We start from the raw sequence: 23,526 nt of genomic DNA on the forward strand, positions 1-23,526 counted from the left end.
AAGTGACCTCCAGAAATACGTAATCGAACTGCAAAGGAAGATGACTATAGATCAAAATCAAGACGGCGTCCACTAGGAGCTGGAACAGACAACTGGCTTCAGCGGGTATGAAGACGGCTCGTGGCCGCTGTCAGACCTTCACGGCAATAATGCACGACCGCGTCACGCGCGACATCGAGGGTCCTCGCGACCAGCTCCCATTCGGCGGGCATGAAGGAACGCAGCACGTAATCGGCCATGGCCTCGCTGCCCTCCGGACGGCCGATACCCAGACGTATCCGAGCGAAATCGCGGGTGCCAAGATGCGCGGCCACGGATTTGAGCCCATTGTGACCGGCCAGCCCACCGGAAAACTTGAGACGAACCGTACCCAAGGTCAGGTCGAGCTCGTCGTGGGCGACGAGTATCCGATCCGCCGGGATCCCGTTTTTTCTGCTGAGCTCTCCCACCACCTGACCGCTCAGATTCATGAAGGTCAGCGGCTTGACGACAATCCAGCGCCGGGAGCCGTAATCCTCGCTGACCTCCCAAAGCTGCGCGTTGAGACGCGCGCTGCGGGCGGCGCAGACAGTTCCGGGCTGACCGTCCCAGTACTCAAGGAGGTGATCCGCGAGCATGAAACCGAAATTGTGCCGGGTCCGGGCGTACTTTGTACCCGGATTGCCCAGACCTACTATCAGGCCGTCATATGTCATGGGGAACCGTCAGAAAAGAGGGTGGTCGAAAAAGAAAAGAGGGCCCTGCCAAGGCAGGGCCCCCGGGAATGTCGAACTATTCTTCTTCTTCGCCGGCCTTGGCGCCACGGGCGGTCTGAATCGCGACAACGGGGAAGTTGCGCTCGTAAACAGCCTTGACCCCTTCGGGCAGAACGAGCTGATCGACAAGCACCTTGCCCCCGATTTCAAGCTCGGTCACGTTGATGACAACGGAATCAGGGATGGCAGTCGGCAGACAGCGCACCATGACACGCTCCTGCAGGATCTCCAGCTTGCCGCCCAGCACGACGCCCTTGGCGCGGCCGACGGTCTCGACGGGAATGGTGACCTGCACTTCCTTGTCGAGCTCGATACCAATGAAGTCCACGTGGTCATAGCGACGCTTGACCGGGTGCTTCACGAGCTTCTTGAACAGGGCGTTGCGCTTCTGCACTTGACCGTCAACTTCGATCTGCAGCTCAATCATCTTTGAGTAGCGAACCTTTTCGAAAGCCTTGCCCAAAGCCAGGTTGTCTACGGAAAAGGAGATATTTTCACCCTTAGAGTTGTAGAACACGCCGGGAACCAAACCATTGGAACGCATACGGGAGCAAGGGCCTTTTCCCCTTTCCTCACGAGGCGTTAACTGCAAACTTGCGACTTCAGACATGCTTTTCTCCTTTATTCATCAACTAAAAAATCAATCTGTTGTCTGTCCGGGTTCAGCTGAACAGAACACTGACGGAAGATTCGGAATGGATATTATGTATAGCCTTGGCAATAAGACTGCCAACGGAAATTACCTTGAACTTGTCACTGCTCAGAGCCTGGGCATTGAGCGGGATGGTGTCGGTCACGATGACCTGCGAAAACGCCGAGTTGTTCAGACGTTCCACGGCAGGCCCGGACAGGACCGCGTGGGAGGCGCAGGCAACGACATCCTCGGCACCGTTTTCGGCCAGCATGTTCCCGGCCTCGGTCATGGTGCCCGCTGTATCGATCATGTCATCAAGGACAACCGCGATCTTGCCCTTGACGTCGCCAATGAGCTGCATGGCGTGGGCCTTGTTCGGCCCTTCACGGCGTTTGTCCACGATGGCCAGCCCGACACCAAGGCGTTTGGCGTAAGCCCTGGCCCGCTCCGTGCCGCCCGCATCGGGCGAAACGATAATCAGATTATCGCCGAGCTTGCGGATATATTCAAGCAGAACCTGAGCGGCATAGAGGTTGTCCACGGGCTTGTTGAAGAAGCCCTGGATCTGGCCGGAATGCAGGTCGATGGTTAGAACGCGGTCCACGCCGGCCACAGTGATGAAGTCAGCCACCAGCTTGGCGCTGATCGGCGCGCGGGGCACGACCTTTCGGTCCTGACGGGCGTAGCCGAAATATGGCACCACCGCCGTGACCCGGCCCGCGCTGGCGCGCTTCAGGGCGTCGAGCATCAGGCAGAGTTCCATCAGGTTATGATTGACTGGAGCGCAGGTGGATTGCACCACATACACGTCGTCACCCCGAACGTTGTCGCCCATTTCGACGCGGATCTCTCCGTCGCTGAACTTGTCGACCAGAGAATGGGTCAACTTGCAGCCCAGATGATCACAAATGCGGGCAGCCAAAGCCGGATTGGCGGTTCCCGTGACGATTTTCAGCTCGCCCATGCGTGGCATAATCTGTCCTTGGATAAAAAAATGGCTGGGGCGGGAGGATTCGAACCTCCGGATGACGGAACCAAAATCCGTTGCCTTGCCAGCTTGGCGACGCCCCAACATAGGTCGCCCGGTTTTTTAGGCCCGTGGCTTCCTTTAGTAAAAGAAAAAGAGCGTCGGGTTTGCAGACCCGCAGCCCAACCCCCAACCTTCACGAATCAAAACCCAGAGGCTCACCGGACCTGCTTGCGTGACATGCGTGCCCCATGGCCCGCATGGCGCCGGCACATCGGCTTGCACACTCCACGGAAGAAAAAAGAGCCACAAAACTAGAACCGCTTCCACTCATGACGCATGCGTCCGGAAAGTGATTCAGTATTTGCTTTTTAACCTCGTAAAGCGTTGGAAATTCATGAAAAACGACTTCTTCAAATCCATTCCAAAGCTTGGGCGGTTTCGTGAAGCAAAGACTCATAATAGGGCTGTTTTCGGGTGTCAACTCTTTTCTTGGACGCACGCTTCCGTTTGCGCGCATCTCGTCCCATCGCCTGTAGGCCCATTTGGTGTTGACGTGTACGGCGGGACAGACCACCAGCAGTGTGTAGTCGGCCAGGTCGCAGGCCACCGGTTCGAGCTTCTCGCCGATCCCTGTGACCCAGGCCGGTACGTTGCCCAGGAAAAAAGGCACGTCGGCCCCCAGCATCAGAGCCAGCCTGGCCAATTCGCCCCTGGCCAGGGCGTGTTCACCGGCCCGCGCGTTGAGCCAGGAAAGAAAGGCGGCAGCATCGCTGCTGCCGCCTCCCAGGCCCGCACCCATGGGAATGTTCTTGTGCAGGTGCACCGACACGCCCGGAGCAAAACCTGTGACGTCGGCAAACTTCTGGTATGCCCTGGACAGGATGTTCTCCTCGGCGCCAAGGTCCGAAGCGGAGCAGGACAGGCGCAGGCCCTGTCCGCCAGACAGGCGCACGTCCAGAATGTCGCAAGGCGCGGGGAGCGGGTAAAAGAGGCTCTCGATCTCATGATAGCCGTCTTCCCGCACCCCGACGATGTCCAGATAGAGGTTGACCTTGCAACCGGCGCGAAGCTTCCAGACCATGCTCATCCTTGCGTGCTCATCCTTATGTGCTTCCCGTCGCGTTTCTAGGGCAGGGGCACGGTGCGGAAGACGTTGCGTCCCTGACGCTTGATCAGCAGCATGACAACGCCCTTCTCCTTGCCGTCGCCCTCGATCACGTCCCGCAATGCCTTGACCGTGTTCACCATCTTGCCGTTGGCTTCGAGGATCACGTCGCCGGCGCTCAAATCGTTTTGCGCAGCCTTGGAATCCTCGCTCACTTCGACGACAAGAAGCCCCCGAGCCTGCTCGAGCTCCAGTGCCTTTGCTTCGGCTTCAGTCACGGGCCGAACGCTCAGTCCAAGGACATCCTCGCCCTGGCTGCCCGGAGCGCCGGGTCTTCCCTGGGCCACCTTTTCCGCGCTGCGCTCGCCCAGAACCAGAGGAATCTTGACGGTCTTTCCCTCGCGCCAGACCGAGAGATCGATCTTCACGCCGGGCAGGAGATCACCGATCTTGCGGGTCAAATCGCCGGCGTCGGCCACGGGCACGCCATCCACGGCGACAATCACGTCTCCGGCCTTTATCCCGGCCTTTTCCGCCGGATCTCCGGCGGTCACCGACGAGACAAGGGCGCCGCGAACCGCTTCAAGCCCCAGGGCCTTGGCGGAATTCTCATCCACGTCCTGGATGGACACGCCGAGCCAGCCCCGTTTCACGATCTTGTGTTCCTTGAGTTGCTCGATCACCTGACGGGCCAGGCGACTGGGAATGGCAAAGCCGATGCCCTGCCCCGAAGCCACTATGGCCGTATTGATGCCGATGACTTGGCCGTCCATGTCGATGAGCGGTCCGCCGCTGTTGCCGGGGTTGATGGAGGCGTCGGTCTGGATGAAATTGTCGTAGGGACCGGCGCCGATGGTGCGACCCTTGGCGCTGACGATTCCGGCCGTGACGGTGTGGTCAAGACCGAAGGGGTTGCCTATGGCCATGACCCACTGCCCGACCCTGAGCGCGTCGGAATCCCCGAAGGTCAGGAACGGCAACGGCTTGTCTGCCTTGATCTTCAGAAGCGCCAGGTCCGTCTCCTTGTCCGTGCCGATGACTTCGGCGTCGTAAGAGCGGTCGCCGTTCTTGTCGACCTGCAGGTTAACCTTGATGGAATCCGCGCCTTCGATGACATGGTTGTTGGTGACTATGTACCCGTCAGCGGAGAAGACAAAGCCCGATCCCAGCGAGCGCTGTTCGCGCGGAACGCCTTGTCCCTGCTCCCCGAAAAAGCGCTCGAACTGGTCGAAGAAATCTCCGAACGGGTGCTGACCCTGCGGACCTTGCCGGAAAAACTGCTGCATGTTGCGCTGATTTTTGACGATCTTGACGGTGCTGATGTTGACCACCGCCTGGCCCGATTTTTCCGCGAGCTCCGTGAAGTCCGGCAACTGCGCGGCCATGGTGGCCGAAGCCACAAACACGAACATGATGGTAAGGAGTCGAATTACATATTTCATGAGAGACCTCCGTGTCTTGTTGACAACCTGCAAAAAGCATCGATCATGCCAGAGTCAATCCGTTGATCGGCAAGGAAAAAAAATTTGTGTCCCGGCTTGCCGTGCAAAATCCCGCACATCTGCAATCAACGACGGAAACTTGCGCCTCATTTCTGCACTTGCGAAGCGCCCTGCTCCAGCAGGAAGCTCATGGCCATCCACTCCGACCAGTACATCCCGCCCCGGCCCGAACCCACGAAACCCACATGGCCGCCGGTCGGGGGCGTGAGCAGGGTCAGGCGGTCGTTGGCCCGGACCTCCTCGGCGGGATAACAGCGCGGCCCCAGAAAAGGATCGTTGGCGGCGTTGATGATGCATGTCCGTCGGTCGATTCCAGCCAGGTACTGCCGCGAACTGGAACGTCGCCAGTAGTCGAGCGCATCGCGGAAACCATGCAGAGGGGCCGTGAAGCGGTCGTCAAACTGGCGAAAGGTGCGCAGCTTCTCCACTCCTTTGAGGTCGAGGGCTCCGGGAAAAAGCCGACCCTTCTCGATAATCTTCTTTCGCAGCTGGTCAAGCAGGTAGCGGGTGTAGAGCGCGCACTGCGGACGGGCCAGGGCCCGGGCAGAATCCTCCAGATCGCAGGGCACGGAAATGGCCACGGCCCCGCGCACGAACTCCGGAATGATGGACGGGTCCTCTCCGAGATACTTGAGGATGACGTTTCCGCCAAGGCTGAATCCGACCAGGTGCACACAGCTGTAGCGACCCAGGGCCTCGATCATGAGCAGGGCCTCGTGCAGGTCGCGGGTCCAGCCCGAATGATACATGGAGACCTTGCGGTTCGGCTCCCCGCTGCACCCCCTGAAGTTCATGGCCACGGCGTCAAGCCCATGCTCCCGAGCGGCCTTGACCATGCCCAGCACGTATTTGCGCCTGGAGTGCCCCTCAAGGCCATGCATGATGAAGACAAGACCGCGGCTCCCATCCCCCCGGGACCAGTCCAGATCCACGAAGTCGCCGTCCGAGGTTTCAAGACGCTCCCGCTCGTAGCACGCGTCCGCCATGGGGCGGAACAACGGCGGAAAAAGCGTCTGAACATGCCCCGAGGAGAAGGGGAAGGCTCTCGCCAGCCGCACCAACGCCTATTCCTCCACGCTGACCCGGGTGATGATGACCGGCTCCTTGGGCACGTCCTGATGAAAGCCGAAGCTGCCCGTGGGCACGCCCGCGATCGCGTCCATGACTTCGATCCCCTCGACCACCCGCGCGAACACGGCGTAGCCGAAATCTCGCGAGCCGTGATCCAGGAACGCGTTGTCGCGCAGATTGATGAAAAACTGGGAAGTCGCGCTATCCACGGCCTGGGTGCGGGCCATGGCCAGGGTGCCACGCTGGTTCTTGATGCCGTTGTCGGCCTCGTTCTTGATCGTATCGCCGGTCTTCTTTTCGCTCATGGTCTCGGTCATCCCGCCGCCCTGGATCATGAAATTGGGGATGACGCGATGGAAGATCGTTCCGTCGTAAAAGCCCTCGCGCACATAATTGAGAAAATTCTCGCAGGTCAGGGGGGCCTTGTCCGCGAACAGTTCAATCTTCAGCGTACCCTTGGAAGTTTCCATTACTATCATTTCTTGAGTCTCCTGTTTGTTTCTTGCGCGCCAGGCAGATTCCGTCCTGCTCCGGCGCATGATTCGGTAAAAATGCGTAAATGTTGACCGCGTCCCAGCGCCTGCCGTCCCGGATCAGGACGTTGAAGGCCTGGGCGTCGGCAAAGGCGGTGTTGTCCGCGACCAGCAGCCCTCCGGGACGAAGCAGGCGATGGCAGACGGGTTCAAGCTCCGCGTAGTAGCGCTGGTCCACATCCAGAAAGACCAGATCGAAGCCCGCAGCACCGAAAGGCAGGGCGCGGGCGTCGGCGCACAGCAGGGCGCAGCTCTCCTCCAATCCGAAGGACGCGAGATTGGCCCGCGCCTCGCGGCAATGGGCCTCGTGCATGTCCACGCCCAGGACAATCCCGCCCGTATCCCGCACGGCCCGGGCCAGAAACGTCGTGGAATAGCCCACGGCCGCGCCCAGTTCAAGGACGCGCACGGCTCCCATGATCCGGCACAGCAACGCAAGCAGCCCGCCCATGACCGGTCCGATGACCGGAATCCCACGCGCGGCGGCCTCATCGGCCAGCCCGCGCAGGCCCCGCTCCCCGTCCGAAGCCAGGGCACGAAAACTGGCGTGCGGATCTTTCACGAGCCGGGGCACGGCGTCCACTCCAGCACCAGGGCATCCTCGCCGCTGTCGGCGTAGTACGCCCTGCGCACCCCCACCTGCACAAAACCGCAGCTCCCGTAAAGGCCCCGGGCCGCGACATTTCCGGCGCGAACCTCAAGAACCGCACGCCGGGCGCCGCCCAAGCGCCCCTGCTCCAGAAAAAAATGCAGCACCGACCGGCCAATGCCCTGACCGCGCAGCGCGGGAGCCACAGCCACGTTGACTATTTCAAGCTCACCCGCCACACTGTATGCCGTCAGATATGCGCACAGTCCGTCAGGGTCAAAGGCGCCCACGGCCAAAAAGCGATCCTGCCCAAGAAGCTCTCTGAAATGCTCCGCGTCCCAGGCGTCGGCAAAAACCCGGGCCTCCAGGGCGGCAAGCGCCGATGCATCCCGAGGCTCAAGCAAGCGCAGCTCAAGACCCTTTTCAACCATCTCCACCTCTTACCAGCGCGGGAATTCATGTTTTTGGAAACAGGCCAGGAAAAAATCCACGTCGTGGACGAAAACAACCTGCCCCTGGCCATCATGGCTTCGGAGCAGGTCCATCTGCAGGGACTCAGACACAGGGGTTTTCTGCTCTTGCTGACGGATGCAAAGGGCCGCCTCTTGCTGCGCAGGCTGAGCAAAAGCCACCCTCTGTATCCGGGGCGCTGGGACATCGTGGGAAGCGGGCACATCATGGCCACGGAGGCCGCCGAGGAGGCCGCCGAGCGGCATCTTCCTCCCGTCACGGCCGATCTGACCGGAAATCTGCGGCATGCGCGAACGCTGACCGAAGGGGCGGGAACGGGCAACGAGATCGTGGAGGTCTTTTGCGCCGGACTTTCAAGCCAGGCCGCCCGGCATCTGCTTCAGGACCTCTCCTTCATGGCCGTGGACCCGGACGAGCTCGGCGCCCTGGCCACATCCTACCCGGACCAGCTCTCCCCGACGCTGCTGACCGTATGGAACGCACGTCTGCATCGTCCGGACGCCGCTAGTTGATATAGACCTTCGAATAACACGCCTCGTCCTCAAGGGAACGCCCCGTCCCGCGCACCACCGTGGTCAAGGGGTCGTCGTCGATATGCACCATGAGCGAACTCTGCTGCGTGATGAGTTTGTCCAGGCCCTTCAGGAGCGCCCCGCCTCCGGCCAGAAGCAGGCCGTTGGTGGCGATGTCCGCGACCAGCTCGGGCGGGGTCTTCTCAAGGGCTCTGCGCACGGCCGCGACTATGGCCGCGACGGGCTCCTTGATGGCCTCGCGCACGTGCGAGTCGTTCAGGATGATGGACTTGGGGTTGCCGTCGACCAGGTTCTTTCCCGCCACCCGGTACTGCAAAGGCTCGGGCAGGGGCACGGCCGAAGCGATGTGGATCTTGGCCGCCTCGGCCATGTTCTCACCGATCAAAAGCTGAAATTCATCCTGCACGTAGCGCTGGATGGCATCGTTGATCTCGTCCCCGGCAATGCGCACGGATTCGGAATAGGCCACGGCGGAAAGTGAAATGACCGCCACCTCCGTGGTCCCTCCGCCGATATCGACCACCATGTTGCCTCTGGGTTCGTGGATGGGCAGGCCCGCGCCGATGGCCGCGGCCATGGGCTCCTCGATGAGTTTGACCTCTCGCGCTCCGGCCTGCAGCGCCGACTCGATCACCGCCCTCTTCTCCACCTGGGTTATCCCCGCTGGCACGCAGATGACCATGCGCGGCTTGACGATGCGCATGCCGGTAATGACCTTCTTGATGAAGTAGGCGATCATGGCCTTGGTGACCTCGAAGTCGGCGATGACGCCATCCTTCAGAGGGCGCACGGCGCGAATCCGCTCCGGGGTGCGGCCCAGATATTCCTTGGCCTCCCGGCCCACGGCCAGAATGGCGTCGTTGCGGATGTCGAGGGCCACCACCGAAGGTTCGTTGAGCACGATCCCGTCCTTGGGAGAATACAGGAGCGTGTTGGCCGTGCCGAGGTCCATGGCCAGATTTTTACCGAGAAAACCGAAAAGCTTGCTGAAAAACATATTCGCCCTGCCTGACTTAAGGGTGATAATCGGAATTGTCGAAATCGGTGGCGTCGCCCGGGTCGGTTACGCTGGGCGGGGCAAAACGCCTGACCTTGTTCCTCAGATACAGATTCTCCAGAAAAAGAGCCAAATAATCCGCGGCCATGTTGGCAAAGGCCCGGATTTCATTACTGATGACCCGGCTTTCGCGATCCCCGAAGACCAGTACGCCCCGGCAACGGGTATGCACCTTGAGGGGGAAAGCCATGAGGGTGTTCAAAACCGGGCCCGGGATGTCGCGGCCAAAAAGGGGCGTGCGGCCAAGCTCGCTCTTGCCGTCGCCAAAAAAGACAGGCTGATTCTTCTTGAAGACCCAGCCCAGAAGCCCGCTGCCCGTGCTGAACGACTGCCTGGCAGTGAAATTCTCGGGCATGAAGGGCTTGTTGCTGCCTTCAAGGAGGTAGTTGTTCCCCCACTCGTCGCTGACCACGAGAAAAGCGTATTCGTAACCGCTGGCCCCAGCCAGAAGCGCCAGATAGCGGTTCAGGAAATCCGTCCATTTGGGATGCGCCTCGCGCAGGGCGTAGACCTGTTGCAGCACACGATACAAGGCCTGCTCGCGATTCGAGACCCCGCCCTCGCCCACATCGTCCATGATGGCGGCCACGACCAGGGCGAAGAGGGACAGCAGGCGCTGGTCCTTGGACGTGAAGGCATAGGTCTTCTTGCTGTCCATGCACAGGGCCCCCAGTCCACCGGGCAGGGGGCAGCCCACGAAAACCTTGATCTGCTCGTCCTGCTCCGCGCCATAGTAGCCAAGGAAGGTGTTCTTCTCGTCGAACTTCTCGACGACAAGCGACGAATCGTTCTTGAGAATCCAGCCCACCAGTCCTTGCCCCTGCTCGATCTTCGCGCCTTTGCGGATGGAGTCCCCAAGACTGAAGGAGGTGATCAAATCGAATGTCCCGGCGGAATTGCGGCAAAAGAGAACCACCGAATAGGCGTCAAAAACGCTGCCGATGCTCTCCAGCAATCTGTCCAGGGAAGGGTATTTCATGGTCATGGGATGGACACTCTCACGGCGCGCCTATGGTTCGAAACACGCATCAAGGCAAAGATTCGAACATACAGGGAATGAGAACGCTCTTCAACCACCGGAGGGGCCGGTGGCACGAGCTGAAAATCCTGTTTACTGGCAACGCAAAACATGAAAAATAGTCTACACACAACCGTAACAAACACAATGAGATAGTTGGCACCAGCATGAAATGGCAAAACGCGTTCTCCAAGATCCCGACCTTCAAGACCCTGAAAAGCGGGCATCTGCTGCCGAAATCTCCATTGCGCGACCTGGATGAGCTGCGGCGCTTCCTGGATTTCATCCACATCAAGTTCTGTCTGCTCAAACCATACGCCGAGATCAAGGGTTATCCCGTGGTCGACGCACGAGATCTCCTGCCTTCGTTCGAGCCGTCCCTGACCGAATTCCCGGAGCTGCCGGGCTTCTCCATGGTCGCCTTCGGGCGCTCTCTGGACTACTTCAACGAAATTTTCCAGTTCGACCTGCTGCACACCTGCCGCGACCCTGACAGCCGGGTGCTCGGAGAAAGTTGCGTGCTTGAGACCTCGCTGCACGACAAAAACCTGGCCTGCTTTCTGGCCCACATGCCAAAAGAGATGCGCGAGGAGTTCAAGGAGGCGACAAAAGACCACCAGATCTCGGACATCTCCTCCTATTCCCTGCTTGTCGGATTCCTGAGCCGCATGGACCGCGCCCACGTCCTCTCGCTGGACCGCGACGGCCAATTCTACCTGTCCGGGATTTACGCGTCCCTGCCCTCGGATCTGGACACGGAGCTCAAGCGTTTCGGACTCAGGAGCCGCAAATTCAAGTCCAACGACAACCTGCTTTACGAAAACAACCGCGAGTTCGTGTACCAGTTTCTCATGGAGCTATACGGCTACCCCATCTCTTCGGAGCGCAAGACCTCGGCCGCCATTTTCGCCAGACGTCTGCACAAGATGGGAGAGAATTTCCTGATCAAGGCCCTGGGCCAGTCGGACCGGACCCTGACCTCCATTTTCAGCACGCAGTCCGGACACCCCTACCCGCGAGTGGAAAAGATAGCCCTGGTTCCCGTGGAAATTCGCGGCCTGGATGTGATCGATCACCTGGACAAGGAAGGCTATTTCTTCGACCGCAAGCGACGCACGGTCATCCTGCGGGTGGTGTACCGGCAGCACAAGTTCGACATCAACAACGTCCGCCAGGACCGCGCCCTGTCCGTCTGGCGGCAGGAGATCATCCATCCCCTCACGGGCCAGGTCTGCACCTCTGTCAACCTGCTCAAGGACACCTATACCATGAGCCTCAAGCTCAACGACATCGTGCGCGGGGAGTTTCTGGGCCGGGTGGTCTACAAGAAGAACGACATCATCGAAAACACCGAGACCCACGAGAAGCGCCTCAAGTTCCTGCACTCGTGGCTGAGCAAGCATCAGCGGCGCATGATCGGGTATTCCGATGAATTCTACGCCGAGATCGTGCGCGTGCTGGACGGATACCTGACCGACCCCGCGCTGGCCGAGGAATTCGGCGAGCACCACGAACTCCATCAGGAAGTCTGGACCACGTACAGTTACATCAAGCAGGCCAGGGAGATCAAAGAACTGGAGGACCTGAAGAACCGCATCCACAAGGGGAAAAAGATCTCCTATCTTGAGATGCTGCGCCTGAGCACCGGCATCCTGGCCGACCTGAAATTTGAATTCGCCAATTATTTCGACCCACTGGTCTCCAAGGCCATCTTTTTTTCCGAAGCCATGCTCAACGACCGCTATCTGATCAAGACCTACATGACGCCAAAAGAAGACCAACTGACCCAAAACGGCGTCACGATCAGAAAGCTGTATCGAAGACTGGTCTCCCTGGTTGACGAACTCAAAGCCATACGCAAGACAAAGACCGAAGCGTAAACCCATCACCCTATAACAGCGGGAAACACCTATGTCCGAATTGCTGACCACCCCCCTTCATGCCTGGCACAAGAACAACGGGGCCAGAATGGTCCCTTTCGCGGGCTGGGACATGCCTGTCCAATATGTCGGCATCCTTGAGGAACACAAGCACACCAGAACCAACGCGTCCATCTTCGACATCTCCCACATGGGAGAATTCCTGCTTGAAGGCGACGGCGCGACCGAAGCGCTGGCCACCGTGGTGACCCACAACCTGGCCACCCTGGCCCCGGGGAAGTGCCGCTACGGTTTCCTCCTCAATGAAACAGGCGGCGTGCTCGACGACCTCATCGTCTACCGGCTGGACACGGAAAAATACATGCTCGTTGTCAACGGAGCATGCATCGAGTCCGATTTCGCATGGATAAAAAGCCACCTTCCGGCAAGCCTGACCCTGATCGACCAGAGCTTCGACATAGCCAAGATCGACCTGCAGGGTCCGGAATCATTCGACGTGCTGGCCCGCGTCATGCCCGGTGACTGGACGAGCCTTGGCTACTTCGCCTTCCGCGAAGTGGAGTTTGAAGGATTCAGGCTCATTGTCAGCCGCACGGGCTACACGGGCGAGCTTGGCTGCGAATTCTACCTGCCCTGGAGCAAGGCCGAGGTGCTGTGGGAAAAGCTCATGGCCGACGAAACCGTCCGCCCGGCGGGCCTTGGCGCACGCGACACCCTGCGCCTTGAGGTCGGGCTGCCCCTCTACGGCCAGGACCTGGACACGCAGCACACCCCGGTGGAGGCTGGCTACGGAGGCATGCTCAAGAGCGAAGCGGAATACATCGGCAAATCCGGACTCGGCAATGTGCGCGAGAAACTGATCGGCCTGCGCATCGACGGCCGCCGCAGCGCCCGCCATCACGACGAGGTCTACGTCGGCGAGACCAGGGTCGGCACGGTCACCAGCGGCTCCATCGCGCCAAGCCTCGGCTACTGCGTAGCAATGGCCTTTGTCCGCGCGGACATGGCCGACGCCGAAACCTTCACGGTCAAGGGACCGCGCACCACCCTTGAAGCCGCACGCGCGGACATGCCCTTCTACACTGCCGGCACTGCCCGCAGGAAACTGGCCTAGATGTCGCGCCTCAACTCCTTTTATCTGGCTCCCGCCCTGTGGCGGGAGCCTTTTCTGCTCGATGGGGAGGAGTTCCACCACCTGACCCGCGTGCTGCGCGCCAAGGCCGGAGAAACGATCCGCCTCTTCAACGGACGGGGACGCTGGGGGCTTTTTCGCATCGATCGGCTGGACAAACGGGACGCGGGCCTGAACCTCATCGAGGAACACGCTGTACCTGAACCGGCCTCGCCCCTGACCCTGGCTGTGGGCTGGTCCAAAGGGCTGCGGCGCGGATTTCTGCTGGAAAAGGCCGTGGAACTAGGGGCTTCGGCCGTCTGGTTCTGGCAGGCGGCCAGATCGCAAGGGGATATCCCGGATGAAGGAAAACAGGGATGGGACCGGCAACTCGCGGCGGCGGCCAAGCAATGCGGGGCCGTCTGGCTGCCGGGCATCCGGACCTTCAGGGGACCTCTCGACGTGGCCCAGGCCGCCGGGGACATGGGATCGAGGGTGCTGTGCTGGGAAAAAGAGGACGCGCGCCTCATGGACCCGGACACACTGATGGATTCGCGGGGCAGCGTGGCGGTTCTGGGACCCGAGGGAGGCCTGGACGACAGGGAGGCGCGCATCTTCCTGGATCACGGCTTCACCCCGGTCAGTCTGGGTCCGAGCATCCTGCGCTTCGAGACCGCCGCCACCTTCGTCCTGTCGCTGCACCTGTGGGCGGCGAGCAGGAAATGACACACTCCACGCTCCGGCCTGCCGGACGGACCAAATCGCCCTAAAGCCTGGACATTCGCTCCAGCTCCTCCTCCAGAAAACGACGCAGGTCCGCTTCAAGTTCCATGGCCCTTGAGTCGTCTCCCGCGGTGGCGACCTTGAAGAACTCCGCGCAAAGACCGCGCGCCTCCCTGCTCCATGTGCTGGTGAAGCCCTGCTTGCCACCCTCGTCGACGAGGGCCGGCAGAAAGTCTTCGCCCCGCCAGGCGTGGGACCAGTGAATCACGTACCAATAGTGCAGCAGGAAACGATCCAGCAAAACGAACACCCACTGCACCGTGTCCAGGGGACCGACCTGCACGCTGCGCTGCCCGATGCCCAGCCCCAGCACCTTGCCCCGCACCAGCCGCTCGCCCTGAAACAGGGCCGCGAGTCCGGCGGTGGCTCCACCCACGGCGGCGAAAAGCCCCAGGCTGCTGCCAAGCGTCGCCAGGTCCAGCGCAACCCCCGCCGCTCCTCCGGCGGCCACGGCCGCGGCCACGAGTTTGCCCTTGCTGAGGCCCAGGACGGTCCAGGTGGTGCGGGAAAACAGATCCTGCCGCAGCACCGACTGTTCCGGCAGCACAAAGGAGCGCCGGTCATGGCGGAATTGCAGACAGACCTGTTCGTGCAGCGTTTCCTCCTCCTGTCTGATCCGCTCCTCCAGACGTGAAACCAGACGGGCCTCAACTTCGGCCTTGCGGCCTGGGTCGGCGAGGTGCGCCGTCTCGGCCATGCCAAGCACCCGCCGCAGAAAATCGCAGACCAGGGCCGCGCACTCCGCGTTCCTGCGCCGCCAGTCACGCGCGAAGACATCCACCACCAGACCCAGCGCGTCCTCCCAGTCCTGTTCGAGCGCGCGCAGGCTTTCAAGCAGACGCATGCGCTCGGCAAAGGTGGCGCGCAGGGCGTTGAAGGTCCGCACCATGTTGAAATGCCTGCGCAGCTCGGTCTTCCATTCCTCCAGAAACTGCTCCTCCCCGGTCTTGCAGTTGAGGATGGCCATGCGTGGCCTGCCAGTCAGGCGCAGAATCTCCATCTCGGCCTTGTCGACCTGCCGCAGGGGCCGGGAGGCGTCGAGCACATAGATGATCCCGGCTCCGTCGCGCACAGGGGTCAGCAATTCGCACTCGTGAGCCATGCCCGGATCGTCCCTGAACTCGGCCAGGAACGCCTCGAAGACCTCGCTTTCCGATCCCCGGAACTTTCGCATCCAGCCCAGGGTCTGCACCGGGTTCTGAAAACCCGGGGTGTCCACGAAGGCGATGACGTCTTTTCCGTCGATGCTGACCGGATAGGTCATGGACTCCATGGTCTCGCCCGGACGTGGGCTGATGCGAATGCGGTCGTTTTCGACCAGGGTGGCCACCACCGAGGATTTTCCTTCGTTAGGATGACCTATGACGGCAAAAACGGGCATGGAATTCATGTGCTTGCTCCAAAAATGTCAACACGCAACGGGGCCAGGCGCGCCACTGCATCGGACCAGACCTCCCGCGCGGCGGCATCGGGGGCGGTCATCCAGTCTCCTCCGGAGGGCCGGCCGCAGAGAACAAGGATCAGATTCCGGCCGCGGCCGTTTTCCTGACCAAGCAGCGTCAGGGCCAGCAGATTTTCACGGATGGGCGGCTGCCAGGCCTCGATGAGCACCACGTAGCGCTCAAAACCTCCGGCCCAGTCGATTCCGGCGCAATCGTCCAGCATCTGCCGGATTCCATCCATGTCCAGGCTGACGGGAATCACGCGCCCGGGGGGATAGCCGCAGACCCGCCGTGTCAAACCGGAAAGCAGATCATCCCTGATCCGCCCCACAAGCTCCGGCGGCAAGAGCAGCACGCAACCGATCCCGGCCTGACCCTGCAGTTCGGATTGCTCCGTGCCCGCAGCCGCGCTGACGCCAAGGTGCAAGGGGGCGGCCGGGATTTCCCCGGCCCTGGCCGAGCCGAGCAACGGCGCCTGCATGCGATCGACGATGCGCCCGAGGTCGGGATGGACAAAGCGGCGCTCCGCGCGGCGCAGCATCCAGTGGGCCGACGCCAGCAGAATGAATCTGGGCAGCAGGGCATAGACCAGCAGGCACATGCACAGAAACGGCCACCAGGCCACGAGATCCGCGCTGGCCAGGGCCTGGATGCCGTCCTTCAGGACGATGCGGCTGCCCTCGATCTGAAGCAGCGTCGGCGTCAGGCCCCACGGCTCGGGCAGCCAGGACCACGGGGCGGACAGGGCCGTGACCAGTGTGTGCATGCCCTGCGCTCCGATCCGCAGGGTGGACTGCCAGCCAAACGCCAGATCCGTGACCGCGACGCTGACGGCCAAAGCGGCCAGGGAACCGAAGGCCAGGCAGAAGCCGCCCAGATGCAGGAGCCGCAAGCTCTCCCAACCCAGCATCCGGGCCGGCCAGCCTCGGCGCAGGATGAGCGCGCGGACAAATCCGGCCTGGGGCGAAAGGCTGCCGGGCCGGCGCCAGACAAGATCGAACAGGGGACGCAGCGGGATGCGAAATTCGGTCCGGCGCAGCCCTCTGCACACCAGCAGCCCGGCGGCCAGCAGGCTGAGCCCGGCCTGGGGCAAGACGGCCAACAGCAAAAAAACCGAGACATTGACCGGCTCGATTCCCGAATAAAGGAGCAGCGCCCGCACCAGGGATATGCCAGCCAAAAGGCCGCCGAAGCCGAACAGCAGACGCAGCGCGATCAGGACCGAGCAAAGCGAACGCGAGGGCAGCCCTCCGGAGCTGCCGTCCCGGCGACGTTCCAGCCAGTATGCGCCTTGCAGCTTTGGAGGCAGGGCGCCTGCCTGGGCCGCCAGCCCGATTTTACGATCCCGGTCCAGGATTTCTCCGGGGTCCAGGATCCTGTCCTTTTCCAGGAACCATTCCAGGTCGAGATAGTCGCCAAGGCGCATGCCGTGTTTCATGACCAGCAGCCTTACCAGCACACAGCCCTCTTGGCAAAAGAGAGACCCGGGCAAAAATTGCGCTCTTGTCAAAAAAAACATGAAACGCTAGCGTTCGCCTTCCCTTGAAACAGCGCACGCGGCAAGGACCCCGTTATCGCCGTTATCCCTCACTGGAGCACCACTCCAAGGATTTTCATGTTTTCTACCCGCCGCAGTCTCAGCCTGCGCCTGATCATCTCCATGGGGCTCTTGAGCCTGGCGGCCAGCACCATCCTGGCCGCCGCCCAGCTTCATTTCAAATACAAGAGCAACATCGCGGCCGTGCACGGATCGATGAATCAGGTCGCATCCGGCGATCTCAAGAGCATCTCCGCGAGCCTGTGGCAGCTCGACACAACGCTGCTGGACATCCAGCTACAAGGGCTCGTCGCGCGGCCGAACTTCGTGCATGCAGCCATTGTCCAATCCGGCAAGACCATCGCCGAGGCCGGCCGCGTCGATGCCAAGAGATCCATAAGGCGTGAATTCGAGCTCGCCTTTTCCTTCAATGATCAGCCCTATGCGCTTGGCAAACTCGTGCTGGTCGCGTCCCTCGACGGGATCAGGGCCCAGGTTGGCCGCGAATTTCTGGACCTCCTCATGGGCGAGGTCATTGTCGCCCTGGTTCTGGTCTCGGCCCTGCTTTTTCTTTTCCATCGCCAGGTGGGCATGCACCTGCACTCCCTGGCCGCCCAGGTCCGGGACATCTCTCCCGTTAACCTTGAGCAACCCATCGCCCTGGGTAAAAAATTTCGAAACGACGAACTTGATCAGGTCACCGCTTCGCTGGAGAAAATGCGACGCGGACTGCTGGAGGCCTTCACCAAACTGAGCGAGGAGGTCGAAGAACGGCGCATCGCCGAATCGAGACTTTCCCAGGCCAAGGAACAGGCCGAAAGCGCGACCCTGGCCAAGACACAATTCCTGGCCAACATGAGTCACGAAATCCGCACGCCCATGAACGGAGTCATGGGCATGCTCCAGCTGGCCATGGACAACTCCGATCCGGCCGTCATCCAGCAGTATCTGCAAACGGCCATGCGTTCCTCCCGCAGCCTGCTCCGGCTTCTGAACGACATTCTGGACCTGTCCCGGCTGGAGGCCTCCCGCATGCCCGTCATGCACGAGCCCTTCGACATCCGCGAACTCATGGAGGATTTGACGGACAGCTTTCAGGCCGTGGTTCTGGACCGGGGGCTTGCGTTGCGCGGCACTGTCGATGAAACCGTCCCCACGGCCCTGTTCGGGGACACGGTGCGCATCCGGCAGATCCTGACCAATCTCATCGGCAACGCGGTCAAATTCACCCTGCGCGGCAAGGTCGAGATTCGCGTCTCAAGCCTGACTCCCGTCAAACCCGGAGAGCACCGCATCTTCATCGAGGTGGAGGATACGGGGGTGGGCATCCCCGACAAGGCTCAGACCGGCCTGTTCGCGCCCTTTGCGCAGGCCGACTCGACTCAGACCCGCAAATTCGAGGGGTCGGGCCTTGGCCTCAGCATCACGCAACATCTGGTCGTGTTGTTGGGCGGCTCCCTTGCCTTTGAATCAAGCCCGAGCGGGTCGCTTTTTGCCGTCTGCCTGCCGTTGCAACCCGCGCCGCCGCTCGCGCTCAGAAACACTCCGGCGCCGCAACCGGACGACGCACAGCCCATGGCTCCTCTCAAGGTGCTCGTGGCCGAAGACAATCCCGTCAACAGCACCATCGCCATGAAGTTCCTGGAGGGCATGCGGCACACACCCACCCTGGCCACAACCGGGCTGAAGGTGCTTGAATACATGCGCCGCGAGTTTTTCGATCTGGTGCTCATGGACATCCAGATGCCGGAAATGGATGGATTGGAAGCGACCCGCATCATTCGGTCCTGGCCCAAATCCGAGGGTGGGGAGACGCCCATCGTTGCCATGACCGCCCATGCGTTCCCTTCCGACACCGAGCGTTTCATGGCCGCGGGAATGAACGGGCATCTGGCCAAACCCATCTCGCGCCAGGATCTGGAGCGGTTCCTGCGCTCAATGCCGACGGCGCGGCAGGCATGACCCAAAACGGACACACCATGTTCAGGCCTCCCGCCGAAGCAAGAAGCGCGCTCATCCGCGTGGCCGACGGCTGCCCGCACAATTCCTGCGCTTTCTGCGCCATGTACAGGGGCGTTGCCTACCGCGTGCACGACCAGGCGGCCGTGAGCCGGAGCATCGCCCTGGCCGCCGCGCGGGACCCGGGTACCCGACGGATTTTTCTGGCCGACGGCGATGTGCTGGCCCTGCCCGCCACGATACTGGAAACTATTCTGGAGACGGCGCACGCGGCCTTTCCAAGACTTTCAAGGGTCAACTGCTATGCCTCCGGGCAGGCCCTGGCGGGCAAGAGCGATGCCCAGCTTGAGCGCCTGCGCCAAAACGGCCTGCATACGCTGTATCTCGGCCTTGAAAGCGGTTCCGACGAAGTCCTGCGCCGCATGGCCAAGGGCGGCACGGTCCGCGAAATGATCGACGGCTGCCTGCGCGCCCAAAACGCCGGGCTGACCGTCTCGGTCATGGTCCTCATCGGCCTCGGCGGCCGGGAGCTGTCCGCGCTGCATGCCCGGCAGACCGCGGAGGCGCTGAACGCGATGCAGCCGTCACTCCTGTCCTGCCTGCGCCTGGTCCCCATTGCGGGCACGGCCCTTGCGCGCCGCATCGCGGATGGGAGTTTCACGGAACTCACCGAAGAGCAGTCCGTGCACGAGCTGCGCGACATCCTCCTGAACCTGGAGCTTGCGCGAACCGTGTTCCGGGCCGACCACAGCTCAAACATCCTGCCCCTCGCCGGCCGATTGCCCCGCGACAAGGCCAGACTTGTGGAGGAACTGAGCGAACTTCTTGAAACCGGAGCGCTGGACCGAAGCACTCCCGGAGCAATGCCTGCCCTGCTCTAGGATGCTTTTGCGCCCGCGCGCGCTCCCATCGCAAGCGGACACATTCTTTCGAGTCCGCCCCTTGTTGCTTCAATTCTTGCTTTTTTTCGCATATCCGGCCATGCAAAAGGGCCTGTGCAACTGCAAGAAAAAAGGGGCGCGCAACGGTGCGCCGGAGCATGATCCTCCTTTGGCCACCGCAAAACATTCGCCGGACGCCCCAGTATGCGCATAGGCCGCCATTCACCGACCGGAACAACCTTGAGCGAGACAGAAGATGATCGACCTGTTTTCAATTCAGGCCTCGGAAAACCCGCTGCGGCAGATATCCCTGGCCTTCTTCAATTCCGGCGGACATCAGCCTGAAGAAAGCCGCATCGTGACCACGGCAATCCTGGTCGGGGCGGCCATTCTGGTCTACATCATCTGGAAACGCCTCGGCGGAGGGGCGCCCTGGAACCGGCAGTCCGGGTCCACCGTCATACCCAAGGACATCTCCTCCATTCTGGAACAGGCCATGGTCCTGCGCAGCCGCATCGACATGAGCTTCCATCCCATAGCCACATCCCGCCAGACCATCTCGTGCACGCTTTTCGAACTGGCGGACACGGGCATCACCCTGGAGATGCCCCTTGGCGTGAACCCGTCAGACGCATGGATCGGCAAGCTCATGGTCTGCTATTTCCGCATTCCCCGGGAGAACAAACAGCCCTATTACTACACCTTCGTGGCCCCGGTGGTCGGCGTCTGGAAGAAAGGCGACATCTCCTATGTAATCCTCGGCCTGCCTCCCAAGGTCGAACTTGGCCAGAAACGCAGGCATCTGCGGCTGGAACTTCCGCCCAGAGACATAAAGGATTTTCGCATCTGGCCGGCAACCGAGGACGGCAGCTTCCACTTCGAGACAGACCCCAAAAACTGGCCCGCCCCCCTGGCCGTCTATACCCGGGACGTCCCTGTCGGGCTGAAGGTGCTTGACCTTTCCGGTGGCGGCATCAAGCTGTCCTTTGATCCGCACCTCTACGACGGATTGGATGATTTCGTGGCCAGGAATCCGGTCCTGTTCATGCGACTGGAGCTTGAGCAGACCGATCAAATGGAATTTCCGCCGTACTTCATGGCGGCCAGACTGCGCACCAAGGTCCAGGACCCCGAGCAGGGCGTCATGATGCTCGGCTACGAATTCGTGGAATGCTGCTCGACCGATGGCGCGGAAACCATCGACTGGGTCAAGATCGATCCCGACCGCGGCATCGACGACTTGGTCACCTGGGTTTTCAAGCGCCACCTGGAGCTTTACCGGGAACGGGAAATTGTTTAGATGAACAATCGTTTTTCAACCTGCAAACCTTCCATTGGAGGACAACGTATCTATGGATGAGGGCCCTGACAGTCGACTTTGGACTACACTGAGACGCTTTTTTTCACGCAGGGGCGAATGCCATCTGGAAGAAGCCATACAAGAAGCCAAAGACGGCGGTGAACTGCAGAACGACGAAATGTCCATGCTTTTGAACGTTCTGCAGCTTGATGACAAACAAGCATACGAAATCATGATCCCCCGCACGGACATTGTCTGTGCCGAAATCGACGAAACAATCACGGAAGTCGCCAGAAAGTTCTTTGAAAGCGGGCACTCACGCCTGCCCATTTACAAGGAAACCAAGGATCAGATTGTAGGCGTGCTGCACTGCAAGGAGCTGCTGCGCTTTTTTGTAGGCGACGAAGAGGCCCCGACGGACCTGGCGTCCGTCCTGCGGCCGCCATATTTCATTCCGGAAACCAAGAACGTCAAAAACATTCTGCTGGATTTCCAGAGCAACAAACAGCACATGGCCATCGTTCTGGACGAGTACGGCGGAACGGCGGGGCTGGTCACCCTCGAAGACGTCTTGGAAGAAATCGTCGGCGACATCGAGGACGAATACGATCCCATACGCCCCGAGGATATCCAGCCCATGGATGAAGGCACGTATCTGGTTTCCGGACGAACCATCCTTGAAGACTTGCACGAGGAATGCGGCATCCTGTTGGAATCCGAACAGGTTGAAACCGTGGGCGGTTACATCAGCGAACAGCTCGGCCGCGTTCCCGAGACCGACGAATCCCTGGAGTTGCAGGGTTACACGTTTCTCATCAAGGAAGCAGATGTCAAACAAATCCAATGGGTCATCGTCTCAAAGCCAGTGTCATGATTCTCTCTTGAACCGTTTCGGTCCCATGGGCATGGCGTTCATTGGGACCTGGTTCGGCTTTGCCAATCCGCTCCTGCACTTTCCCATGGCCATACTGCTGCTGCCCGCCGCGCTCATCCTGTCCGCGCTCTGGGCCAAAAGCCATGCTCAGGCCTTCAAAAACGGGTTCCAGACAGCGCTGCCCGGATATGCCGCCAGCCTTTACTGGCTGGCGATACCCGTGCACGACCACGGCGGATTGCCATGGGTGTTGGCCCTGCCCTGCCCGGTCCTGGTCGGAGCCCTGCTCGCCGCTTACGCAGGGGTCTTCTGCATGGGCGTGCACCTGATCAAACCCCAGATATTCCAGCCCCTGGCCATGCTCACCCTTGGGCTGCTGTGGGCCAGTCTGGAACTGGTTCGCAACCACTTCCTGACCGGCTTTTCCTGGCTGCCCCTGGCCCAGGCCCTGGCCCCCTGGCCTACTACCCTGGGTCTGGCCGCCTGGGTGGGCGGCTTCGGGATATCCGGGCTGATTGTGTGCGTGAGCCATAGCCTTCTCATCGGCAATAGTGCCGCACGCATGGCCATACTCCCCCTGATCGGCCTGTGCCTGCTGCCCGGGTTGACGTCCAGCCCCCGTAATCCCGAGGCCACGGCTTCGGTGTCCATGATCCAGGGCAACATCGATCAGGGCCTCAAATGGGATGTGGGCATGCAGGCGGACATCCTTAAAACCTATCTGGACCTTTCGTTCAAGGCCGTCGCCGAAAACGCGCCGGACCTTGTCGTGTGGCCGGAAACAGCCATGCCCTTCTATTTCCAGGACCCGTCCGACCTGACCACGAACATGCGCCTGGGCGTGGCGCGGATGCAGGTGCCGGTCCTGGCCGGAGCCCCGGCCTACTCCATCCCGATGGAACCGGACGCGCCCCCGTATGTCCTGCACAATCGCGCCTATCTTCTGGGCGCAAACGGGGAACCCCTGGCCGCCTACGACAAGGAGCACCTCGTACCCTTCGGCGAATACGTGCCCCTGGGCAAATGGCTGCCCTTCATCACCAAGCTGGTCCCGGGGCAGTTCGAATTCAGGCCCGGCCGCAACACCGAACCGCTCCAGTCCGGCCCGCTGGCAATGGGCCTTTTGATCTGCTACGAAGCAATCTTTCCGGAACTGGCCCAAAAGCAGGTCGAGCGTGGGGCCAACGTGCTGGTCAACATCAGCAACGACGCCTGGTTCGGCCACTCGTCGGCGCCGTGGCAACACCTGCATCTCTCCGTGCTGCGCGCCGTGGAACAGAACCGGGCCATCATCCGCTCCACCAACTCCGGCGTGAGCGCCTTCATCGGCCCTGATGGAAGCCTGCGCGGACCAACGACACTCTTCTCGACCAGTATCGCGCATGATCCGGCCATACCGCTCTTGACAGAGAAGACCTTTTACCACGAACATTTTTATTTGATTCACATGGCCTTTCCCATCCTGACGATCGCCTTTCTTTGGATGTTATGGCGGACAGGTCTAAAAATACACACATAAAC

Annotated in this window: 22 protein-coding genes and 1 tRNA gene; 9 read left to right on the forward strand and 14 right to left on the reverse strand. The window is 61.0% G+C overall.

Annotation, left to right across the window (positions count from 1 at the left end; all coding sequences use genetic code 11):
* Nucleotides 1-98: 98 nt before the first annotated feature.
* The 10 genes from pth to rimI all read right to left on the reverse strand — a co-directional run bounded on the left by pth (nucleotide 99) and on the right by rimI (nucleotide 7,590).
* Nucleotides 99-695 carry an aminoacyl-tRNA hydrolase gene (gene pth / locus BMZ24_RS00425; protein ID WP_092188166.1) on the reverse strand — a complete coding sequence of 199 codons (597 nt, stop codon included), beginning with the start codon at nucleotides 693-695 and terminating at the stop codon, nucleotides 99-101.
* A gap of 76 nt (nucleotides 696-771) precedes the next feature.
* Nucleotides 772-1,365: a 50S ribosomal protein L25 gene (locus BMZ24_RS00430; RefSeq protein ID WP_092188168.1), complete on the reverse strand. Its 594-nt coding sequence runs from the start codon at nucleotides 1,363-1,365 to the stop codon at nucleotides 772-774.
* A 52-nt stretch (nucleotides 1,366-1,417) separates the two neighbouring features.
* Complete coding sequence (locus tag BMZ24_RS00435) at nucleotides 1,418-2,353, reverse strand: ribose-phosphate diphosphokinase (protein WP_043811625.1); 936 nt, start codon at nucleotides 2,351-2,353, stop codon at nucleotides 1,418-1,420.
* A 31-nt stretch (nucleotides 2,354-2,384) separates the two neighbouring features.
* Nucleotides 2,385-2,460, reverse strand: a tRNA-Gln gene (locus BMZ24_RS00440).
* Nucleotides 2,461-2,552: 92 nt separating this feature from the next.
* On the reverse strand, nucleotides 2,553-3,440 hold the full coding sequence (gene ispE / locus BMZ24_RS00445) for a 4-(cytidine 5'-diphospho)-2-C-methyl-D-erythritol kinase (protein ID WP_244150254.1): 888 nt from the start codon (nucleotides 3,438-3,440) through the stop codon (nucleotides 2,553-2,555).
* Nucleotides 3,441-3,484: 44 nt separating this feature from the next.
* Nucleotides 3,485-4,906 (reverse strand): DegQ family serine endoprotease, encoded by a 1,422-nt coding sequence (locus tag BMZ24_RS00450; RefSeq protein WP_092188172.1) that lies wholly within the window; start codon nucleotides 4,904-4,906, stop codon nucleotides 3,485-3,487.
* Nucleotides 4,907-5,052: 146 nt separating this feature from the next.
* Nucleotides 5,053-6,024: a YheT family hydrolase gene (locus BMZ24_RS00455; RefSeq protein WP_318779600.1), complete on the reverse strand. Its 972-nt coding sequence runs from the start codon at nucleotides 6,022-6,024 to the stop codon at nucleotides 5,053-5,055.
* A 6-nt stretch (nucleotides 6,025-6,030) separates the two neighbouring features.
* Entirely contained in the window at nucleotides 6,031-6,516 is a 486-nt protein-coding gene (locus BMZ24_RS00460; RefSeq protein WP_092188176.1) for a peptidylprolyl isomerase, read from the reverse strand.
* On the reverse strand, nucleotides 6,476-7,132 hold the full coding sequence (locus BMZ24_RS00465; RefSeq protein WP_143077802.1) for an O-methyltransferase: 657 nt from the start codon (nucleotides 7,130-7,132) through the stop codon (nucleotides 6,476-6,478). The genes BMZ24_RS00460 and BMZ24_RS00465 overlap by 41 nt, the downstream gene beginning before the upstream one ends.
* Nucleotides 7,129-7,590, reverse strand: coding sequence for a ribosomal protein S18-alanine N-acetyltransferase (rimI, locus tag BMZ24_RS00470; RefSeq protein ID WP_092188180.1), 462 nt, complete (start codon nucleotides 7,588-7,590; stop codon nucleotides 7,129-7,131). Before rimI ends, BMZ24_RS00465 begins: the two co-directional genes overlap by 4 nt.
* Before the next feature lie 27 nt (nucleotides 7,591-7,617).
* Here rimI and BMZ24_RS00475 point away from each other — a divergent pair, with 27 nt between their 5' ends.
* Nucleotides 7,618-8,142: an NUDIX hydrolase gene (locus BMZ24_RS00475; protein WP_092188182.1), complete on the forward strand. Its 525-nt coding sequence runs from the start codon at nucleotides 7,618-7,620 to the stop codon at nucleotides 8,140-8,142.
* Here BMZ24_RS00475 and mreB read toward each other — a convergent pair.
* The gene (mreB, locus tag BMZ24_RS00480) at nucleotides 8,135-9,160 is read right to left on the reverse strand and encodes a rod shape-determining protein (RefSeq protein ID WP_092188184.1); all 1,026 of its coding nucleotides are present in this window, start codon (nucleotides 9,158-9,160) and stop codon (nucleotides 8,135-8,137) included. The genes BMZ24_RS00475 and mreB overlap by 8 nt on opposite strands.
* Nucleotides 9,161-9,176: 16 nt before the next feature.
* The gene (locus BMZ24_RS00485) at nucleotides 9,177-10,205 is read right to left on the reverse strand and encodes a GAF domain-containing protein (RefSeq protein WP_092188186.1); all 1,029 of its coding nucleotides are present in this window, start codon (nucleotides 10,203-10,205) and stop codon (nucleotides 9,177-9,179) included.
* A gap of 200 nt (nucleotides 10,206-10,405) precedes the next feature.
* Between BMZ24_RS00485 and BMZ24_RS00490 the strand changes: the two genes are divergently transcribed.
* The 3 genes from BMZ24_RS00490 to BMZ24_RS00500 are packed head-to-tail and all read left to right on the forward strand — an operon-like array spanning nucleotide 10,406 to nucleotide 13,955.
* Nucleotides 10,406-12,118, forward strand: coding sequence for a hypothetical protein (locus BMZ24_RS00490; protein WP_092188188.1), 1,713 nt, complete (start codon nucleotides 10,406-10,408; stop codon nucleotides 12,116-12,118).
* Nucleotides 12,119-12,149: 31 nt separating this feature from the next.
* Nucleotides 12,150-13,232 (forward strand): glycine cleavage system aminomethyltransferase GcvT, encoded by a 1,083-nt coding sequence (gene gcvT / locus BMZ24_RS00495; RefSeq protein WP_092188190.1) that lies wholly within the window; start codon nucleotides 12,150-12,152, stop codon nucleotides 13,230-13,232.
* Nucleotides 13,233-13,955 carry a 16S rRNA (uracil(1498)-N(3))-methyltransferase gene (locus BMZ24_RS00500; RefSeq protein WP_092188192.1) on the forward strand — a complete coding sequence of 241 codons (723 nt, stop codon included), beginning with the start codon at nucleotides 13,233-13,235 and terminating at the stop codon, nucleotides 13,953-13,955. It abuts the gene before it with no gap.
* A gap of 40 nt (nucleotides 13,956-13,995) precedes the next feature.
* On the opposite strand, the gene BMZ24_RS00505 is transcribed toward BMZ24_RS00500, so the two are convergent.
* Nucleotides 13,996-15,402 carry a GTPase/DUF3482 domain-containing protein gene (locus tag BMZ24_RS00505; RefSeq protein WP_092188194.1) on the reverse strand — a complete coding sequence of 469 codons (1,407 nt, stop codon included), beginning with the start codon at nucleotides 15,400-15,402 and terminating at the stop codon, nucleotides 13,996-13,998.
* Nucleotides 15,399-16,913 carry a DUF2868 domain-containing protein gene (locus BMZ24_RS00510; RefSeq protein WP_161948994.1) on the reverse strand — a complete coding sequence of 505 codons (1,515 nt, stop codon included), beginning with the start codon at nucleotides 16,911-16,913 and terminating at the stop codon, nucleotides 15,399-15,401. The genes BMZ24_RS00505 and BMZ24_RS00510 overlap by 4 nt, the downstream gene beginning before the upstream one ends.
* 156 nt (nucleotides 16,914-17,069) lie before the next feature.
* Here BMZ24_RS00510 and BMZ24_RS00515 point away from each other — a divergent pair, with 156 nt between their 5' ends.
* From BMZ24_RS00515 to lnt, 5 genes are all read left to right on the forward strand, one after another.
* Complete coding sequence (locus BMZ24_RS00515) at nucleotides 17,070-18,953, forward strand: ATP-binding protein (RefSeq protein ID WP_092188198.1); 1,884 nt, start codon at nucleotides 17,070-17,072, stop codon at nucleotides 18,951-18,953.
* Nucleotides 18,950-19,831 carry a radical SAM protein gene (locus BMZ24_RS00520; RefSeq protein WP_092188200.1) on the forward strand — a complete coding sequence of 294 codons (882 nt, stop codon included), beginning with the start codon at nucleotides 18,950-18,952 and terminating at the stop codon, nucleotides 19,829-19,831. The genes BMZ24_RS00515 and BMZ24_RS00520 overlap by 4 nt, the downstream gene beginning before the upstream one ends.
* A 256-nt stretch (nucleotides 19,832-20,087) precedes the next feature.
* The gene (locus tag BMZ24_RS00530) at nucleotides 20,088-21,131 is read left to right on the forward strand and encodes a PilZ domain-containing protein (RefSeq protein WP_092188204.1); all 1,044 of its coding nucleotides are present in this window, start codon (nucleotides 20,088-20,090) and stop codon (nucleotides 21,129-21,131) included.
* 184 nt (nucleotides 21,132-21,315) lie between these two features.
* Nucleotides 21,316-22,005 (forward strand): hemolysin family protein, encoded by a 690-nt coding sequence (locus tag BMZ24_RS00535; RefSeq protein ID WP_225940159.1) that lies wholly within the window; start codon nucleotides 21,316-21,318, stop codon nucleotides 22,003-22,005.
* Nucleotides 22,006-22,012: 7 nt separating this feature from the next.
* Nucleotides 22,013-23,524 carry an apolipoprotein N-acyltransferase gene (lnt, locus tag BMZ24_RS00540; protein WP_161948995.1) on the forward strand — a complete coding sequence of 504 codons (1,512 nt, stop codon included), beginning with the start codon at nucleotides 22,013-22,015 and terminating at the stop codon, nucleotides 23,522-23,524.
* Nucleotides 23,525-23,526 lie beyond the last annotated feature (2 nt).

Source organism: Desulfomicrobium norvegicum (genome assembly GCF_900114595.1).
Taxonomy (GTDB): domain Bacteria; phylum Desulfobacterota; class Desulfovibrionia; order Desulfovibrionales; family Desulfomicrobiaceae; genus Desulfomicrobium; species Desulfomicrobium macestii.

Bases quoted from the DNA above. Each gene is read 5' to 3' on its own strand.
- pth (WP_092188166.1), bottom strand. From the start codon at position 695: ATGACATATGACGGCCTGATAGTAGGTCTGGGCAATCCGGGTACAAAG.
- BMZ24_RS00430 (WP_092188168.1), bottom strand. From the start codon at position 1,365: ATGTCTGAAGTCGCAAGTTTGCAGTTAACGCCTCGTGAGGAAAGGGGA.
- BMZ24_RS00435 (WP_043811625.1), bottom strand. From the start codon at position 2,353: ATGGGCGAGCTGAAAATCGTCACGGGAACCGCCAATCCGGCTTTGGCT.
- ispE (WP_244150254.1), bottom strand. From the start codon at position 3,440: ATGGTCTGGAAGCTTCGCGCCGGTTGCAAGGTCAACCTCTATCTGGAC.
- BMZ24_RS00450 (WP_092188172.1), bottom strand. From the start codon at position 4,906: ATGAAATATGTAATTCGACTCCTTACCATCATGTTCGTGTTTGTGGCT.
- BMZ24_RS00460 (WP_092188176.1), bottom strand. From the start codon at position 6,516: ATGATAGTAATGGAAACTTCCAAGGGTACGCTGAAGATTGAACTGTTC.
- rimI (WP_092188180.1), bottom strand. From the start codon at position 7,590: ATGGTTGAAAAGGGTCTTGAGCTGCGCTTGCTTGAGCCTCGGGATGCA.
- BMZ24_RS00475 (WP_092188182.1), top strand. From the start codon at position 7,618: ATGTTTTTGGAAACAGGCCAGGAAAAAATCCACGTCGTGGACGAAAAC.
- mreB (WP_092188184.1), bottom strand. From the start codon at position 9,160: ATGTTTTTCAGCAAGCTTTTCGGTTTTCTCGGTAAAAATCTGGCCATG.
- BMZ24_RS00485 (WP_092188186.1), bottom strand. From the start codon at position 10,205: ATGACCATGAAATACCCTTCCCTGGACAGATTGCTGGAGAGCATCGGC.
- BMZ24_RS00490 (WP_092188188.1), top strand. From the start codon at position 10,406: ATGAAATGGCAAAACGCGTTCTCCAAGATCCCGACCTTCAAGACCCTG.
- gcvT (WP_092188190.1), top strand. From the start codon at position 12,150: ATGTCCGAATTGCTGACCACCCCCCTTCATGCCTGGCACAAGAACAAC.
- BMZ24_RS00500 (WP_092188192.1), top strand. From the start codon at position 13,233: ATGTCGCGCCTCAACTCCTTTTATCTGGCTCCCGCCCTGTGGCGGGAG.
- BMZ24_RS00505 (WP_092188194.1), bottom strand. From the start codon at position 15,402: ATGAATTCCATGCCCGTTTTTGCCGTCATAGGTCATCCTAACGAAGGA.
- BMZ24_RS00515 (WP_092188198.1), top strand. From the start codon at position 17,070: ATGTTTTCTACCCGCCGCAGTCTCAGCCTGCGCCTGATCATCTCCATG.
- BMZ24_RS00520 (WP_092188200.1), top strand. From the start codon at position 18,950: ATGACCCAAAACGGACACACCATGTTCAGGCCTCCCGCCGAAGCAAGA.
- BMZ24_RS00530 (WP_092188204.1), top strand. From the start codon at position 20,088: ATGATCGACCTGTTTTCAATTCAGGCCTCGGAAAACCCGCTGCGGCAG.
- BMZ24_RS00535 (WP_225940159.1), top strand. From the start codon at position 21,316: ATGCTTTTGAACGTTCTGCAGCTTGATGACAAACAAGCATACGAAATC.